The following is a 12,854-nucleotide window of genomic DNA, read 5'->3' as shown; positions in this document are numbered from 1 at the left end:
CACGCGCACGTTTCTTCAGATCGAAAATCGGAAAAGGGCACAAGCATGGGCATCTTCGGAAAGATAATGGACAAGATTTTCCGCCACGACGCCAAGGCCGCAGAAGCGCCAGCGGCGATTCCAGCACCCAAGCCCGCCCCTGTGGAGCGACCATCCGCGCCTGCGGCAACTCACGCCGCCGCACCCCCGCCCCCGCCAGCAGCGTCTGTCGACGTTGGCGCAGTGCTCGCCGCAATGGCGGAAATGAAGGGCGGAGGTGGCAACTATCAGAGCTCGATCGTCGATCTGCTCAAGCTGCTCGACCTGGACTCCAGTCTCGCCGCTCGCAAGGAACTGGCCAATGAGCTTAGCGTAGACGCGGGCGCCGATGGTAGCGCGGAGCAGAATATCGCCTTGCATCGAGCCGTTATCGACAAGCTCGCTGAGAATGGCGGAATCGTGCCCGACAGCATGCGCGCGTGAGCGGCTAAGTCGCGGACGTCAGCCAACATACGGCAAGGTGATTTTCATTTGGGGCGGCAAGTCGCCGCCCAACGTCACCTTAGATTCGAGCGGCCGGGCAGCCAAACGGCGGCCCAAGCCTACGCTAATTATTCCTTGGCGTCGATATTGACGCTCGTTTCCGCCAACTTGGTGCCATACTGGTCATTACCGTAGATTTCTTTGGTAGCCTCGCGCAACTTTTTGTTATCATCCTTAAGGCCGAGCGTCTTTGCGTAGGACGCAGCCGTGCCGAACCCGGCAAGACCATAATGGGAAATCCGCTGATACTGGGCAATAATCACGGCGTCGAAAGATCGGGCCATCTCATCAGTTGCGATGAGCGGAGCAGATGTGCTGCTGGAGCGTTGTACCTGCTTACACGAGCGGGAGATAGTGGTGCGGAAATTCTTGATTACCGGTTCGATCCTGGCTCTGGCTCTTCCACTCACCGCTTGCGACATCGTCACCACTCAGAACAGCGCGACGCCCTCAGGTGATGCGCAATGGTCGGATACGAATGTCAGCGCATTGCGCGAAGCGATTGATCGGCGCGCCGCGCATGGCCTCGATCACCTGAACTTCAGTACGCAGGCGAATGGACAGGCGGCGCTGACGCAGTTGGCCCTGCGCTATGCCAGCGCGCTTGCGCATGGCGCAGCCGATCCGACGAAACTGTACGACATCTACACGGTTCCCCGGCCGAAGACGGATCTGCGCGCTGGCCTAGCCAAGGCGCTCGCGGACGGCAAGGTCGTCGACTGGTTGGAAAGCCTCGCGCCGCAATCGGATGAGTATCGTGCGCTCTCCAAAGCCTATCTTGCGCTCGATAAGCAAGGCAGAGCGCCCGCGGCGGTGATCCCGACCACTGACAAACCGATCGAACCGGGACAGAATGATATCCGTATCCCGGTGATCGCCCGACAACTGGTGGCTTCGGACTATCTGGACCGGGCCCAAGCCGGCGGGGATCGGTATAGCGCGCCGATGGTCAGTGCTGTAAAGCGCATGCAAGGCGACTTTGGCATCAAGCCTGATGGTTCCATCGGCGAGGATGCGCTGGAAATCCTTAATCTGTCCAATGCCGATCGCGCTCGCGCCATTGCCGTGGCCATGGAGCGCACCCGCTGGCTGGATCGCAATCCGCCCGCAACGCGCGTCGACGTAAACCTTGCAGCCGCGCGCCTGAGTTACTGGCGTGATGGGAAGCTGGCCAATGTGAGAAAAGTCGTTGTCGGCGAGCCCGACACGGAGACCCCGCAACTGGGGTCTCCAATCTACCGCCTGGTCGCGAACCCGACCTGGACAGTCCCTCGGTCGATCGAAGAAAAGGATTTCGCCCGCAAGGGCTCATCTTATCTGCGGCGCAACAATATGGTTCGCAAGGATGGCTGGATCGTACAGCAGCCCGGGCCCAAAAACTCGCTCGGCCTCGTCAAGTTCGATATGAAGAACGAGCATGAGATTTATTTGCACGATACGCCGGCAAAACAGCTATTCGCAGAAGTCCAGCGGCAGCGAAGTCATGGCTGCGTGCGCGTCGAGGATGCCCTGGGCTTTGCCGACTTGCTCGCGCGCGACGCCGGCATCATTGACGAATGGAACAAGGCGCGCGCTACGGGCAAGGAGAGTTTCGTATCCCTGCCTCGCGAGATACCCGTCCGTTTGCTTTACCAGACCGTCCTATTCGACGATGCCGGCGATCCGGTGGTGAGAGCCGACCCTTATGGCTGGAACGACGCGGTGTCCGTAGCGCTCGGGTTCGAGGCCGGGCGTGGGTCGCGCCTGCGGGGAAGCGGCTCTGACGTTGGTCCATAATGCAAGCAGCCTACCAGCGGCGTACCGGCCCGGTATCGACATGCACGAAGCCATCTTCGGGATAATAGCCGACGCCGCCAGCGCGCAGGGAAAGCGCCGCCTTCTGCAGGTTGGACAAACGGACGGATTTAAGGCTGATGTCCACTGCCTTGCCGCGCATATGCTGACTTTTTGAGGCGACGCCATCGCTATGTTCGTGCAACCGGCCGTTCGTCCTGGGTGAACGGTAGCCTGAAATAAGCGTGAAACCGGCCCGCTTGTCGGCGCCAGTCGCCGCATGGAGTTGCACCAATGTATCGAACAGACCGGTGTCCATTCGAGTGACGTCGCCGGTGCGCCAGTCGCGCAGGAAATAATTGAGCTCCGCGATCCCCGACACGCGCAGCCGCCCGCCAGAATAATAGCAGACGTCCGCCCGCTCCCCATTGTGGGCGTTGCGAAACATCAGCCGCCGCTCCGGCAGAACGGCCCATGCGGTAGCAGGAAACAGTTGCGCCACGCCACAGGCAGCGGCGCCCAGCAGCACCCCTCGTCGATCCATCATCATGTAAGTCGTACGTCCCGAATTCTGTCGTCAGGGAGATAAAAGCTGCACCCGCGCGTTATCCTATCTAGCTGACATGTAGGGGGATTTGACGGCATGAGAAGATTGGTTCCATGGCATCGTCTTGCTTTAGCCACCGCTGGTCTCATCGCCACGCCGCTTGTCGGGCAAGCGCCTCGCCTTGTACCCGCGTCAGCGCCCCGTTCTCCCGCTACAAAGATAAATGTTGCGATTCTTCGCATGCAGGTGCAGCTGGATCGGGCGGGCTTCGGACCGGGCGTGATCGATGGGCGCGACGGCCGGTTTTTAACAGCGGCGGCAAAAGGCTTTCAAATCTCGCGCGGGCTACGCGTGACTGGCGAATTAGACGTTGCTACACAGTCCGAGCTCAAAAAGGACAATGCACCGGCGCTCATCATGATGGTGCTGAAGGATGAAGCGCTGGCCGCTGACTACGCCCCAGCTATACCCTCGAAGATCGCGGATCAGGCCGCTCTCCCCTCCCTGGGCTATCGCAATTTGCTTGAGAGCCTTGCCGAGCGTTTCCACACGACCCCGCAAGTCCTGTTGGCTCTCAATCCAGGACTTCGCTTTCCAAAGGCCGGCATGGAGTTGCGGCTGCCGGGCCTCATCCCCACCGATCGTGCCTATGCCAGCAACCTTTCGCCGCAGTGGCGCGATACGCTCGCGACGCTCAACGTCGGTGCGCAGCAACCCAACGGGGCTAAGATCGTCGTGGTCAAATCCGCAAGCCTTCTCAAGGTCTACGATGCCAAAGACCACCTTGTCGCGCAATTTCCGGCAACGACGGGAAGCGAGCATGATCCGCTGCCGATCGGCAACTGGAAGATCAAAGGCACCGCATTCCTGCCGACCTATCATTATAGCCCGGATCTGTTCTGGGATGCTGCCGCGACCGAGAAAAAGGCCGTGGTCCAGCCGGGCCCCAATAATCCGGTCGGTGTCGTCTGGATCGATCTCGACAAGCCGCACTACGGCATTCACGGCACGCCCGAACCAGCCCTCATCGGTCGGTCGCAGAGCCATGGCTGCGTCCGGCTTAGCAATTGGGATGCCGCCCGTCTGGCGCAGATGATCGGTACAGATACGAGGGTTATCTTTGCGGAGTGAACCCTGGTAATCTGCAAGTTTTAAAGGTTCGCAATACAGGGTAACGTCTAATGACAACGCGAAGCTAGGTTTCATGGACAAGGGTATCCACTGCAAGACTGAGACGAGGCTGACGACGCCGAGGTAGGATTCCTTGGTTTTGTCATATCGTGTGTCGATCCGCACACCCGCGACCACGGCAAAAGCTCCCGGCACTTGCAACCTTATCTTCTCCTGAGGAATTGATTGGCCATAATTCTGGATACTCATGGAGAGAACAATGCGCGGCATAATCCTGATGGCGCTGACAATTACAGCTATTTCCCCAGCGGCAGCTCAGACCGCTGCACCGACTATGACCCTGTACGAGCTTCCCGGCTATCTCGGCCGTTCCGTCACAGTCACGACCGACACGCCTGATCTTGCAACGGAATCATTTGCGAAACGAGCACAGTCAGTCCGCATAACCGGCTCGTGGCAAGTCTGCCCCGGCGTTAAGTTCGCCGGCACTTGCCGCACCATGACTGCCAGCATGCCGTATGTGAAAAAGTCCCAGATCGCCTCTATTCGTCCGACTCCCACCACTGTCGCCACGACGACGGAGACCCCCACCTCGGCGACTGCCGCCACACCGTCAGCCGCTGGCCAAACCGCCGCTGCGGTGGATATCGAAGCGCTCGACGTCGGCAGCGGCACGGATGGCCAAGATGTAACCTTTTACGCGCGCCCATCGCTGGGAGGAACGGAGGTATCCGCTGGCACCAATGATATCACGGCAGCGACCGCGTTCTGCAAACTCGCAGGCTCTACCAGCGCAAGTTATGCGGGAAAGGCTCGTTTCCAGACGTCAAATCTGGTCGATATCGCCGCTAAGAGCAAGGTTCGCGCCTACGCGCTGCGCGATGTGGTTTGCAAGAGGTAGGCATCGCTCCATTTCGAACGGTACCTCGTCGAGACGATGATTTCGGGGGATGGCACGCTGGATATCCATTGTAGCGGGATGCCGACGGCTTGGCAGCAGCAACGGTAGTTCGCTATGTAGGACCAAACCTGGCATGGCTTCTCGCGAGCGGCGAGGCTGCAGCGATAGCGTAGAACTGCGCGTGCTTCACCCTATGAATTCGAAAGCGAGGAAACTTCGGTGTAGCTCCCGTGTTGACGATGTGAAACCTCGGGAGTGTTGCAATGGGACTGCTGAAATTGGCGCTGATCGGTGGCGTTGGCTATGGCCTCTATCGGTACTTCACTGGCAAGCAGGGGGTGGCTGAGCCGGCTGCTTTTTCATCCGGTGAGCATGAACCGGCTAACTTCACACAGGTTCGTAGTGCAGGCCCCGAGGGTATGCGTAGCGATCCGCCAGAATGGGACCAAACTGATCAAGCAAGCGACGAGAGCTATCCGGCAAGCGATCCGCCCGCCGCCAACCGCTTTACCTAAAGACGCGTTAGCTTCAGGCCATAGCGTGGACGTGCTTTATTGCGGCTGAGACGCTGCGTCTTGGACCATGGCCAGACAATTAGACTGGTACATGCAACGGCCGCGTATGGAGGCGAGAGAGCGACAAGAGAGCTTGCCTCACCGCAGCTCTCCAACGTCCAGCAGTTGAACGCAGCCGCCTTCAAGGTGACGTCCATGCCCTCTGTAACCTGCCGGGCATCAGGCCAACGCCGACGCTACGCGGGAGGCGGCGATGCCAAGGAGGAGGCAATCGACGACTCGGACGTGAACGCGGAAGCACTGACGGCAGCGGAGCGGGCCAAGGTCATAAACGCAAACTGATATTGCCTGGATAAGGCACCGGAACGTCATATCAGTGAGGGATGCGCGTAATTTACTCGCAGCCCACCCCATCGCCGTCCCGGTCCAGATGCCGTCCGTAACCCGGCTCGCCGACCCGGACCGGCGCTGCCCCGGCTGCCCTTGCGGCGGTGCAGTTGGGGAAAGCCGCGCCGCCGCTGCTGCCAAGCATCGGCTGCGGCCGGACCGGCGCTGTGTCTCCTGACGGCGAGCGATGGCAGTGGTATCCGCCGTTCTCACGATCATTGTGGCAGCCTTGGGCGTTTAGCCCGCCGCCGTGCGACAGTGCGGGGCTAGCCGACCCCGTGATGGCTATGGCGAGGCAGAAGAATCGAGCGGCCGGCATATGTATTCTCCCTACTGGGAAGCTTATGACATACCGGTGTAAATAAATATTGGTTGTCCAGAATGAATCAACTATGTGGCGACAGATTACTCAGCACGGGGCGATAGCCCTTTAGCAAATCACACGAACTTCAAGCGCGCTGATCATGTGTTGATCTCATATGTCGTGCGGCATGTAGTCGAACCCAATAACCGCGCTGTCTGACCGCAGCTGCGACGTGAACCGGTCCATCCGTTCCTCATTAACGCCGCTGATCGTCGTGCCATACTCCACGCTGTCGCTCTCCATGCGTTGCTGAACAGTGGCAGCCCGCAGCCCGGCGCTCGACAAACGATCCGTAAAGTCTTGCTGCGATATCGCCGCCGCGCGTAGGAAGCGGACCTTCACGTTGGCGTATCGGCGCTGCGGCAGAATCGTCTCGGATGCGCGCACCGCCGCCAACACGCACACAGTGGCTACCGCGCCAGCGATCGCCAGGGCATAAAAGCCCACGCCAAATAATATGCCGAGTGACGCCGTCATCCACAGTGACGCAGCGGTGGTAAGCCCACGCACCCCAAAACCCTCACGGAAGATCACACCGCCGCACAGGAAACCGATGCCGGTCAGGACGCCGTGCGCCATGCGGACGGGATCGATCCTGATGATCTCCATTGGCGTGTCGCTCAGCCACCGCACCTGATGAACGGCCGTAAGCATGAGGAGCGCGCACGACAGGCTAACCAGTATGTGCGTGCGAAATCCTGCGGGGCTTGCCCTATACTCGCGTTCGGCTCCGATTATAGCGCCAGCGACAACCGCGCCGAGAATGGGTAAGGCCAGGTCCGGATCAAATAGGTTCATGCCCAACATACCCTAAGGGCATCACTTTGTTCCGGCTGTGTAAGCAAACAAGGCTCGCGCCTGTATTGGGCGGCGATCCGGTACTGGCTGCTCCCGATCGAATCCATGAACAACTGGTCTCTGGAGCCGTTTACGCTTCTGCATCGTTAGGGGCCGATGCAGCAAGTCACCTCGTCCCTTGATCCTTATATCCTTATGCTTACCGGCGCGGGGCTGCTGATCGCCCTGGTCGCTTGGCTACCCTTGGCGCTCAAACGCCTTCCCCTGTCCTTGCCCATTGTCTGCATCGGCATAGGTGTGGCCATATTCTCCATGCCGGCGGTCACGCTACGACCATTGCCTCTCACCTATCCCCAAGTGACCGAGCGCTTCACCGAGCTGGTCGTGATCATTGCGCTGATGGGTGCCGGCTTGAAGTTGGACCGACCCTTCAGCTGGGCAAAGTGGAATATCACTTGGCGACTGTTGGCTATCACAATGCCACTCGGCATCCTGGCTATCACTGCCATCGGCGGGTTGTGGCTCGGCCTTTCATGGGTAGCCGCACTCCTGTTGGCCGCAAGTCTGGCCCCGACCGATCCTGTGCTTGCTTCCGACGTCCAGGTAGGGCCGCCCAAATCGGGCGAAGAAGATGAGGTGCGCTTTGGACTTACGTCCGAAGCGGGACTGAACGACGGGCTCGCCTTTCCGTTTGTGCATTTGGCCATAGCGCTAGGGCTTGCCGCCGCGACCGGCGCGCCGTGGGCCAAGCAATGGCTGCTCCACAATGTCCTGTGGGAGATTTTTGCCGGCGTAATTGGCGGCTGGCTGATCGGCCGGCTGTTCGGATGGCTCACATTCCATATCCCTGCCGACACAAGATTATCCAAGACCGGCGACGGATTAATCGCGATTTCCGCGACGTTCGTGTCCTACGGTGTCACCGAGCTCCTGCATTGTTATGGCTTCTTGGCGGTGTTTGTAACCGCCTTGACACTGCGTCGCTCCCACCGGGACCATGAGTTCAACCGACAGATGCATGACCTGACCGAACAGGTTGAGCGGCTTGCGATGATGGTGCTGCTGCTGCTGTTTGGCGGCGCGTTAGTCAGTGGCCTGCTTAGGCCGTTGCAATGGGTGGACGTGGCGGCGGCGGTAGCGATCTTGCTGGTCGTTCGACCGGTCAGCGGCATGATTGCACTTGTGGGGTTTAAGGCAAGTCAATCGGAGAAGAAAACGATCGCGTTCTTTGGAATTCGTGGGGTGGGATCGTTCTATTATCTTGCCTACGGCCTGAATCATCTGAAGATAGAGGAGGGAGGGCGCCTATGGGCGATTGTTGGCTTGGTCGCGCTGTTGTCGATCCTGCTGCACGGCCTGACGGTGACCCCAGCGATGCGGATGCTAGACCGACGGCATGGACGCGACCCCGACGACGGGGCCGCCGTGTGACTGTCAGCCTGCGCAACCCGTCAGTCCGCGATATGCGACAACCTAGCCTCAAACCGCACGCCCGGCACCTGCTTGGACGTGCCGCGTAGCCTGAGCGTGCCGTCGTCGGTCATGCCGGCCAACTCGACCACCATGTTGTTGAACCCAATCACGCTGACCACGCCCGGCGTCGGCCGGTGCTGCGTCACGCTGACCTGCATGGTCAGCAGGTCTCCGTCCTCCTCGTAGGTGCCAACATAGGCGCTGTCGCCGCCGCGCAGCTTGCCGTTGTTCTGCAGCACGATGACGCCGTAGTCGGTACCATAGGTGAACGCGATCTTGTACAGGCCGGTGGGTAGGGACATTCTTGGCTCCTGCTGTTGGGCGGCAGGCCAGAGGAGTGGCGGCAGCGGCCGGGTCACGACTGACGAGGTGATGCTCGAGTGTCGATAGCGGGAAGGGTGGCGGGGACCAGTGATGACGGGGCTTGGGACATTTTTGCCGTTTCCAATCTATATTCTGGTCGGCTGTGCCCGCCGACAGTTGTCAGTCAAGCCGTCAGCATTCGAGTGAGGGGCGCTCAGAGCGGCGGTAGTCAGGGCAATCGAGGTCAAATGCGTGATTTTATCTGAATTGCATCCGCAATCGATGCTGCCGTATGCTGACAAGCCGTCGATGGCTGCAATGCGAAGCAGCCGCGGTCGGGAGCGCACGTGCATCCTTCCGCCGCCGCAGCCCCTCGAGCAACCGGAGCGCTCACTCATTTCAAGTTAAAACCCCGACGGCATAAGCGCCGCCGGGGCACGACAGATCGGCTATGCCGTGACTAGATTGACGGCGGTTGGTTTAGCCGCCGGCAATCCTGACGTCTTGGCCAGGGTAAGGAGCTCCGTCCTCCGCCTGGCCATTTGATCTCGCAATGCAACTAAATCGACATCGGTCTTGCGACATTGGGCAAACATGCCTTCCGAAGGCATTTCCTCTTCATGGACATGATGTTTGATTTCTTCAGAGAGAACTTTGACCTTGGCGTCATAGAAATCGTCGTCGGGCGAACTTGCCTCGATATCGTTGATCAGGACCTTCGCGCCATCATGCTCGACATACGCTTCGTCGAGCGTGTCATCCTCGATCAGACCGCGGAAGGCAGGATAGAAAATCTCTTCCTCGATCAGCGTGTGAACCTTGAGCTCGACGCAGATTTCCTGGGCTAGGGTCTGCTTGCGGTTAGCGGACGTGGCTTGCTCGAATTTTTCGAACAGCTCTTCCACCTTTCGGTGGTCTGCCTTCAGCAAGGCGATCGCATCGGTGAACTGGGGCTCTGCCATCTTCGTCCTCCTTGTATGTGAAGTAGGCGTAAAATCCTGCGGGACACGCGTTGGTTCCCCGCGAATGAGTCGCGACATGGGCGGTCGCAATCAATAGTTTCCCTGTGTCGCAGGCTATGCCCAGGCGCAGGTCAAGGCGCACGAGGAGACGCTTGGCACCCTTCGCGCATAAGCCACCGATTTCGAGTGCCGGCCCTTAAAAGCTTCGCTGCAAGCCTCGTGCCGATCGTTTCAGGCCACCTCAGCATGGCCAAGGGTTTAACCTGTCTTATTCAGCGGTGGGGCTTTGAGGGTTGGCGGGAGTGGCGTAAGCCTTTGGCTTGCTGTAGGAAATTGGATGTCTAGACCAACCTGCAGCGAGGCAAAAAATGCCACAGGCCACACCCGCCGAGAGCCACGATAGCGCGGCGGTGATTTCGTTTCCAGCGGTGTTGCGCAAGAAGGTGACGGGCGCCTTCGACGGAGGGCGACTGACTTCGGACGGTGGTGTAGTGCTGCTGGCCCAGGCCGAGCGGGAGATGGGTATCTGCAAGCGCCTTGCCGCCTGCATCGCCGACCCGCGCGACCCTGCGCGGGTGATCCATAGAGTGGATGATATCCTGCGGGCGCGGGTTCTGGCGATCGCCTGCGGCTACGAGGACGCCGACGACCTCGACGCCCTGCGTGACGATCCGGGGTTTCGCCTGGCGCTGGGTAAGTCGCCGGAGGCAGGGGTCGGTCTGGCGAGCCAGCCGACGATGAGCCGGTGGGAGAACGCCCCGACCACGCGCGAACTGGCACGGATGATGATTGCGATGGTCGGCATCTACTGCGCCAGCTATTCCAAACCGCCCAAAGCGGTGACGCTGGATATCGATGACACCTGCGACGTCGTGCACGGCTACCAGCAACTTTCGTTCTGGAACGGTCACCATGGCGAGCGATGCTTTCTGCCGATCCACGTGTACGATACGGCGACGGGCCGCCCCGTCGCCATGCTGCTGCGCACCGGCAAGACGCCCTCGGGTGCGGAGGCCGCCGGGCACATCCGGCGCCTCGTGCGGCATATCCGCCAGCATTGGCCCGCTACGCACATCACCGTCCGTGGCGACGGGCATTATGGCAGGCCCGAGGTCATGGCCTTCTGCGAGGCACATGGCATCGACTATGTCTTCGGCCTTCCCACCAACGCCGCCCTGCGTGCCAATCCCGACATCGTGGCCGCCGCCGATGCCTGTGCCGTCCAGCGTGCCGAGGAAAACCGGGTGGTGCTGCGCAGCTATGCCGAAATCCGCTATGGGGCGAAAAGCTGGAAGTGTCAGCGCCGCGTCGTCGCCCGGATCGAAGCCAGCACCTTGGGCATGGACATCCGCTACGTCGTCACTTCCCTGGCAGAAGGCTCGGCCGAGCACATCTACGACAGCCTTTACTGCGCCCGTGGTCAGGCCGAAAACCTGATCAAGCGGCACAAGAGCCAGCTCAGCAGCGATCGAACTTCATGCCGATCGGCCAACGCAAACCAGATGCGGCTGATCCTGCATACCGCCGCCTATTGGCTGATGTGGCGCATCCAGCAGGCGATACCCAAGACAAGCGCGCTCGCCGCCGCCGAGTTCGCCACGCTGCGCCTGCGGCTCCTCAAGGTCGCCGCCCGCGTGATCGAAACCGCAACCCGCATCCGCATCGCCTTCGCGTCAGCCTGTCCCGAGGCCAGCACCTTCCGGGCCATTGCGGCCGCCTTCAGGCCTGCCCCGACATAGCCGCCCCGGCCGCACGCCAGAACCGCTCCCTCCAACTCGCAAGCCTATCAAATATCCGCGGTGAAATAGACGCAGCGAAATCCCTCGTCCTGATCACATACAGGCTGGCACCGAAAAACGCGGACCGCCGAAGCGAACAACGTCACGAATAATCCGGGTTAAAGGGCTGAAGCCCGCTCGGGCCGAACGGCAAGCGGAACTAGTATGCTATGCTGATAACGCGCCATTATATTCCAACCAACTCTAGGAGCCTTTTCGTGACACCGACCGATACGCAAAAGACCGAGGACGTGCCTGACGAGAGGAAGTTCAGGAAAACATAGAAAAGGGGGAGGATAAGGATCCCAATCCCCTCGCGCCGCCGATAAACACGCAGGGCGGCAGCTAGTCGATAGCCCAACTTGGCGGCGGCATGCCGCCGCCAGGACAGCGCTCAAGCTGGCCTGGCACCTGACCTTCATTCCCCTGTTTGGCGGTGCGGCGCAGCGACGCCCTTTGATTCCGGCGATTCGCGCTGGCGAAGAAAGATCGACAGAAGCACGAGCACTGCAGTCGACAGAAATTCGCTTTGCCAATTCTGGAATGATTCGAACCACAGTTGAGAATCTGTCAAATAGGCCATAGTGGCTACCGGTTTTTCTCCGTGCGCCAAAGCTTCCTGAGCGGCGACACGCGCGCTTTGCGTCCAGTGAATGATGAAGGACAGGATAAAAAGGAGGCCGAGGGCCAACCCAAGGGATCGCGCATAGAAAGCGCGCCAGAATGAACCCCATTTCAGGATAGCCGGCGCACCCGGCTTGTTCGCCTGAATGTCTAGATCAACGTCGCGAGGCGGGGAATCAGGATCCGAATGCTGGAGTTAGCACCTGCGACCAGTGAGGTGGGGGGCCCGCCCCCCGGGGATACGGTTTTAGGGATCGCAAGTGGGCGCGTCGTACTGCTGAGGCGCAATGCCTCTATTTTCTAAGTCTCCGACAGCTGTCCGGTTTCGGCTTAAGCGACATTAAATTTGTTATCGGCAACGGCTTAAGGTGGTCGCCAGCCGCCGGAAACGGACTGACTGCACCTGAGGAACGGAAATTGACCACTGAGTGTCCGTGAAGGGTCGATATGCGCAAGGCTCCTGTTATTACAGGCTGCTTCAGCTCATTACCAGCTTTGTGACACATAGCGGCTGTGACGGTATCTGCTGACCACAATAGTCCCCTTGACGTTGCATCCGGGGTTTTAACGGTGCCTGATGCTCGTATATGGCTTGGGGCCGACTTGCCGACATTGACGCGATCAGTGTTGCGCGTGCCGCCGCAATATCCATGAATGAACCGTCGATTGCCAGTATCTTCGGCGTGCCCAAGCGATCTGAGACAAATGCTTATGCCCGATATTCGGTCTCTCCTACCTCTGAGCGGACGGACGCGCGCACATTCAGGCTAGCCCTA

The 12,854-nt window shown here is 59.9% G+C and carries 14 protein-coding genes and 1 pseudogene; 7 read left to right on the top strand and 8 right to left on the bottom strand.

Annotated features, from left to right (window positions below):
- The first annotated feature begins 45 nt into the window (after nucleotides 1–45).
- Nucleotides 46–462 (top strand): DUF3597 family protein, encoded by a 417-nt coding sequence (locus sphantq_RS21740; RefSeq protein WP_069063938.1) that lies wholly within the window; start codon nucleotides 46–48, stop codon nucleotides 460–462.
- A gap of 128 nt (nucleotides 463–590) precedes the next feature.
- Here sphantq_RS21740 and sphantq_RS21735 read toward each other — a convergent pair whose 3' ends face one another.
- Nucleotides 591–944 (bottom strand): DUF892 family protein, encoded by a 354-nt coding sequence (locus sphantq_RS21735; protein ID WP_083216951.1) that lies wholly within the window; start codon nucleotides 942–944, stop codon nucleotides 591–593.
- Here sphantq_RS21735 and sphantq_RS21730 point away from each other — a divergent pair.
- Complete coding sequence (locus sphantq_RS21730; RefSeq protein WP_169575221.1) at nucleotides 880–2,298, top strand: L,D-transpeptidase family protein; 1,419 nt, start codon at nucleotides 880–882, stop codon at nucleotides 2,296–2,298. The genes sphantq_RS21735 and sphantq_RS21730 overlap by 65 nt on opposite strands.
- Nucleotides 2,299–2,308: 10 nt before the next feature.
- Here sphantq_RS21730 and sphantq_RS21725 read toward each other — a convergent pair whose 3' ends face one another.
- Entirely contained in the window at nucleotides 2,309–2,845 is a 537-nt protein-coding gene (locus tag sphantq_RS21725; protein WP_169575220.1) for a YcbK family protein, read from the bottom strand.
- A 237-nt stretch (nucleotides 2,846–3,082) separates the two neighbouring features.
- On the opposite strand from sphantq_RS21725, the gene sphantq_RS21720 reads away from it, so the two are divergent.
- The 3 genes from sphantq_RS21720 to sphantq_RS21710 all read left to right on the top strand — a co-directional run bounded on the left by sphantq_RS21720 (nucleotide 3,083) and on the right by sphantq_RS21710 (nucleotide 5,389).
- A complete protein-coding gene (locus tag sphantq_RS21720; RefSeq protein WP_272800365.1) occupies nucleotides 3,083–3,973 on the top strand; it encodes a L,D-transpeptidase family protein in 891 nt (296 codons plus the stop codon).
- A 259-nt stretch (nucleotides 3,974–4,232) separates the two neighbouring features.
- A complete protein-coding gene (locus sphantq_RS21715; protein WP_169575218.1) occupies nucleotides 4,233–4,874 on the top strand; it encodes a beta/gamma crystallin-related protein in 642 nt (213 codons plus the stop codon).
- Between the two features lie 263 nt (nucleotides 4,875–5,137).
- Nucleotides 5,138–5,389, top strand: a complete 252-nt coding sequence (locus tag sphantq_RS21710; RefSeq protein WP_069063933.1) for a hypothetical protein — start codon at nucleotides 5,138–5,140, stop codon at nucleotides 5,387–5,389.
- Between the two features lie 394 nt (nucleotides 5,390–5,783).
- Here the strand turns inward: sphantq_RS21710 and sphantq_RS21705 are convergent, their stop codons facing one another.
- The 3 genes and pseudogenes from sphantq_RS21705 to sphantq_RS21695 all read right to left on the bottom strand — a co-directional run bounded on the left by sphantq_RS21705 (nucleotide 5,784) and on the right by sphantq_RS21695 (nucleotide 6,938).
- Nucleotides 5,784–5,921 (bottom strand): excalibur calcium-binding domain-containing protein, encoded by a 138-nt coding sequence (locus tag sphantq_RS21705; protein WP_272800573.1) that lies wholly within the window; start codon nucleotides 5,919–5,921, stop codon nucleotides 5,784–5,786.
- A 75-nt stretch (nucleotides 5,922–5,996) separates the two neighbouring features.
- A pseudogene (locus sphantq_RS21700) lies at nucleotides 5,997–6,095 on the bottom strand (hypothetical protein); the annotation flags it as partial.
- 156 nt (nucleotides 6,096–6,251) lie between these two features.
- Nucleotides 6,252–6,938, bottom strand: coding sequence for an MgtC/SapB family protein (locus sphantq_RS21695; RefSeq protein ID WP_169575216.1), 687 nt, complete (start codon nucleotides 6,936–6,938; stop codon nucleotides 6,252–6,254).
- Between the two features lie 156 nt (nucleotides 6,939–7,094).
- Between sphantq_RS21695 and sphantq_RS21690 the strand changes: the two genes are divergently transcribed.
- Complete coding sequence (locus sphantq_RS21690; RefSeq protein ID WP_169575215.1) at nucleotides 7,095–8,369, top strand: cation:proton antiporter; 1,275 nt, start codon at nucleotides 7,095–7,097, stop codon at nucleotides 8,367–8,369.
- Nucleotides 8,370–8,389: 20 nt separating this feature from the next.
- Here sphantq_RS21690 and sphantq_RS21685 read toward each other — a convergent pair whose 3' ends face one another.
- A complete protein-coding gene (locus tag sphantq_RS21685) occupies nucleotides 8,390–8,713 on the bottom strand; it encodes a hypothetical protein (RefSeq protein ID WP_069063931.1) in 324 nt (107 codons plus the stop codon).
- 450 nt (nucleotides 8,714–9,163) lie between these two features.
- Nucleotides 9,164–9,676 carry a hemerythrin domain-containing protein gene (locus tag sphantq_RS21680; RefSeq protein WP_069063930.1) on the bottom strand — a complete coding sequence of 171 codons (513 nt, stop codon included), beginning with the start codon at nucleotides 9,674–9,676 and terminating at the stop codon, nucleotides 9,164–9,166.
- A 368-nt stretch (nucleotides 9,677–10,044) separates the two neighbouring features.
- Between sphantq_RS21680 and sphantq_RS21675 the strand changes: the two genes are divergently transcribed.
- Nucleotides 10,045–11,415 carry an IS1380 family transposase gene (locus sphantq_RS21675; RefSeq protein ID WP_019052503.1) on the top strand — a complete coding sequence of 457 codons (1,371 nt, stop codon included), beginning with the start codon at nucleotides 10,045–10,047 and terminating at the stop codon, nucleotides 11,413–11,415.
- A gap of 457 nt (nucleotides 11,416–11,872) precedes the next feature.
- Here the strand turns inward: sphantq_RS21675 and sphantq_RS21670 are convergent, their stop codons facing one another.
- Nucleotides 11,873–12,193 carry a DUF6766 family protein gene (locus sphantq_RS21670; protein ID WP_336314460.1) on the bottom strand — a complete coding sequence of 107 codons (321 nt, stop codon included), beginning with the start codon at nucleotides 12,191–12,193 and terminating at the stop codon, nucleotides 11,873–11,875.
- Between the last annotated feature and the right edge of the window lie 661 nt (nucleotides 12,194–12,854).

The sequence above is a fragment of the Sphingobium sp. AntQ-1 genome (genome assembly GCF_028538045.1).
Classification (GTDB): Bacteria; Pseudomonadota; Alphaproteobacteria; order Sphingomonadales; family Sphingomonadaceae; genus Sphingobium; species Sphingobium cupriresistens.
Note: the sequence above shows the minus strand (reverse complement) of the source record. Positions and strands in the feature narration are given on the sequence as shown.

Coding starts and splice junctions, on each gene's coding strand:
- sphantq_RS21690 (WP_169575215.1), top strand. CDS start 7,095: ATGCAGCAAGTCACCTCGTCCCTTGATCCTTATATCCTTATGCTTACC.
- sphantq_RS21710 (WP_069063933.1), top strand. CDS start 5,138: ATGGGACTGCTGAAATTGGCGCTGATCGGTGGCGTTGGCTATGGCCTC.
- sphantq_RS21715 (WP_169575218.1), top strand. CDS start 4,233: ATGCGCGGCATAATCCTGATGGCGCTGACAATTACAGCTATTTCCCCA.
- sphantq_RS21685 (WP_069063931.1), bottom strand. CDS start 8,713: ATGTCCCTACCCACCGGCCTGTACAAGATCGCGTTCACCTATGGTACC.
- sphantq_RS21675 (WP_019052503.1), top strand. CDS start 10,045: ATGCCACAGGCCACACCCGCCGAGAGCCACGATAGCGCGGCGGTGATT.
- sphantq_RS21740 (WP_069063938.1), top strand. CDS start 46: ATGGGCATCTTCGGAAAGATAATGGACAAGATTTTCCGCCACGACGCC.
- sphantq_RS21725 (WP_169575220.1), bottom strand. CDS start 2,845: ATGATGATGGATCGACGAGGGGTGCTGCTGGGCGCCGCTGCCTGTGGC.
- sphantq_RS21720 (WP_272800365.1), top strand. CDS start 3,083: ATGCAGGTGCAGCTGGATCGGGCGGGCTTCGGACCGGGCGTGATCGAT.
- sphantq_RS21695 (WP_169575216.1), bottom strand. CDS start 6,938: ATGAACCTATTTGATCCGGACCTGGCCTTACCCATTCTCGGCGCGGTT.
- sphantq_RS21680 (WP_069063930.1), bottom strand. CDS start 9,676: ATGGCAGAGCCCCAGTTCACCGATGCGATCGCCTTGCTGAAGGCAGAC.
- sphantq_RS21735 (WP_083216951.1), bottom strand. CDS start 944: ATGTCGCAAGCGGTGAGTGGAAGAGCCAGAGCCAGGATCGAACCGGTA.
- sphantq_RS21705 (WP_272800573.1), bottom strand. CDS start 5,921: ATGCTTGGCAGCAGCGGCGGCGCGGCTTTCCCCAACTGCACCGCCGCA.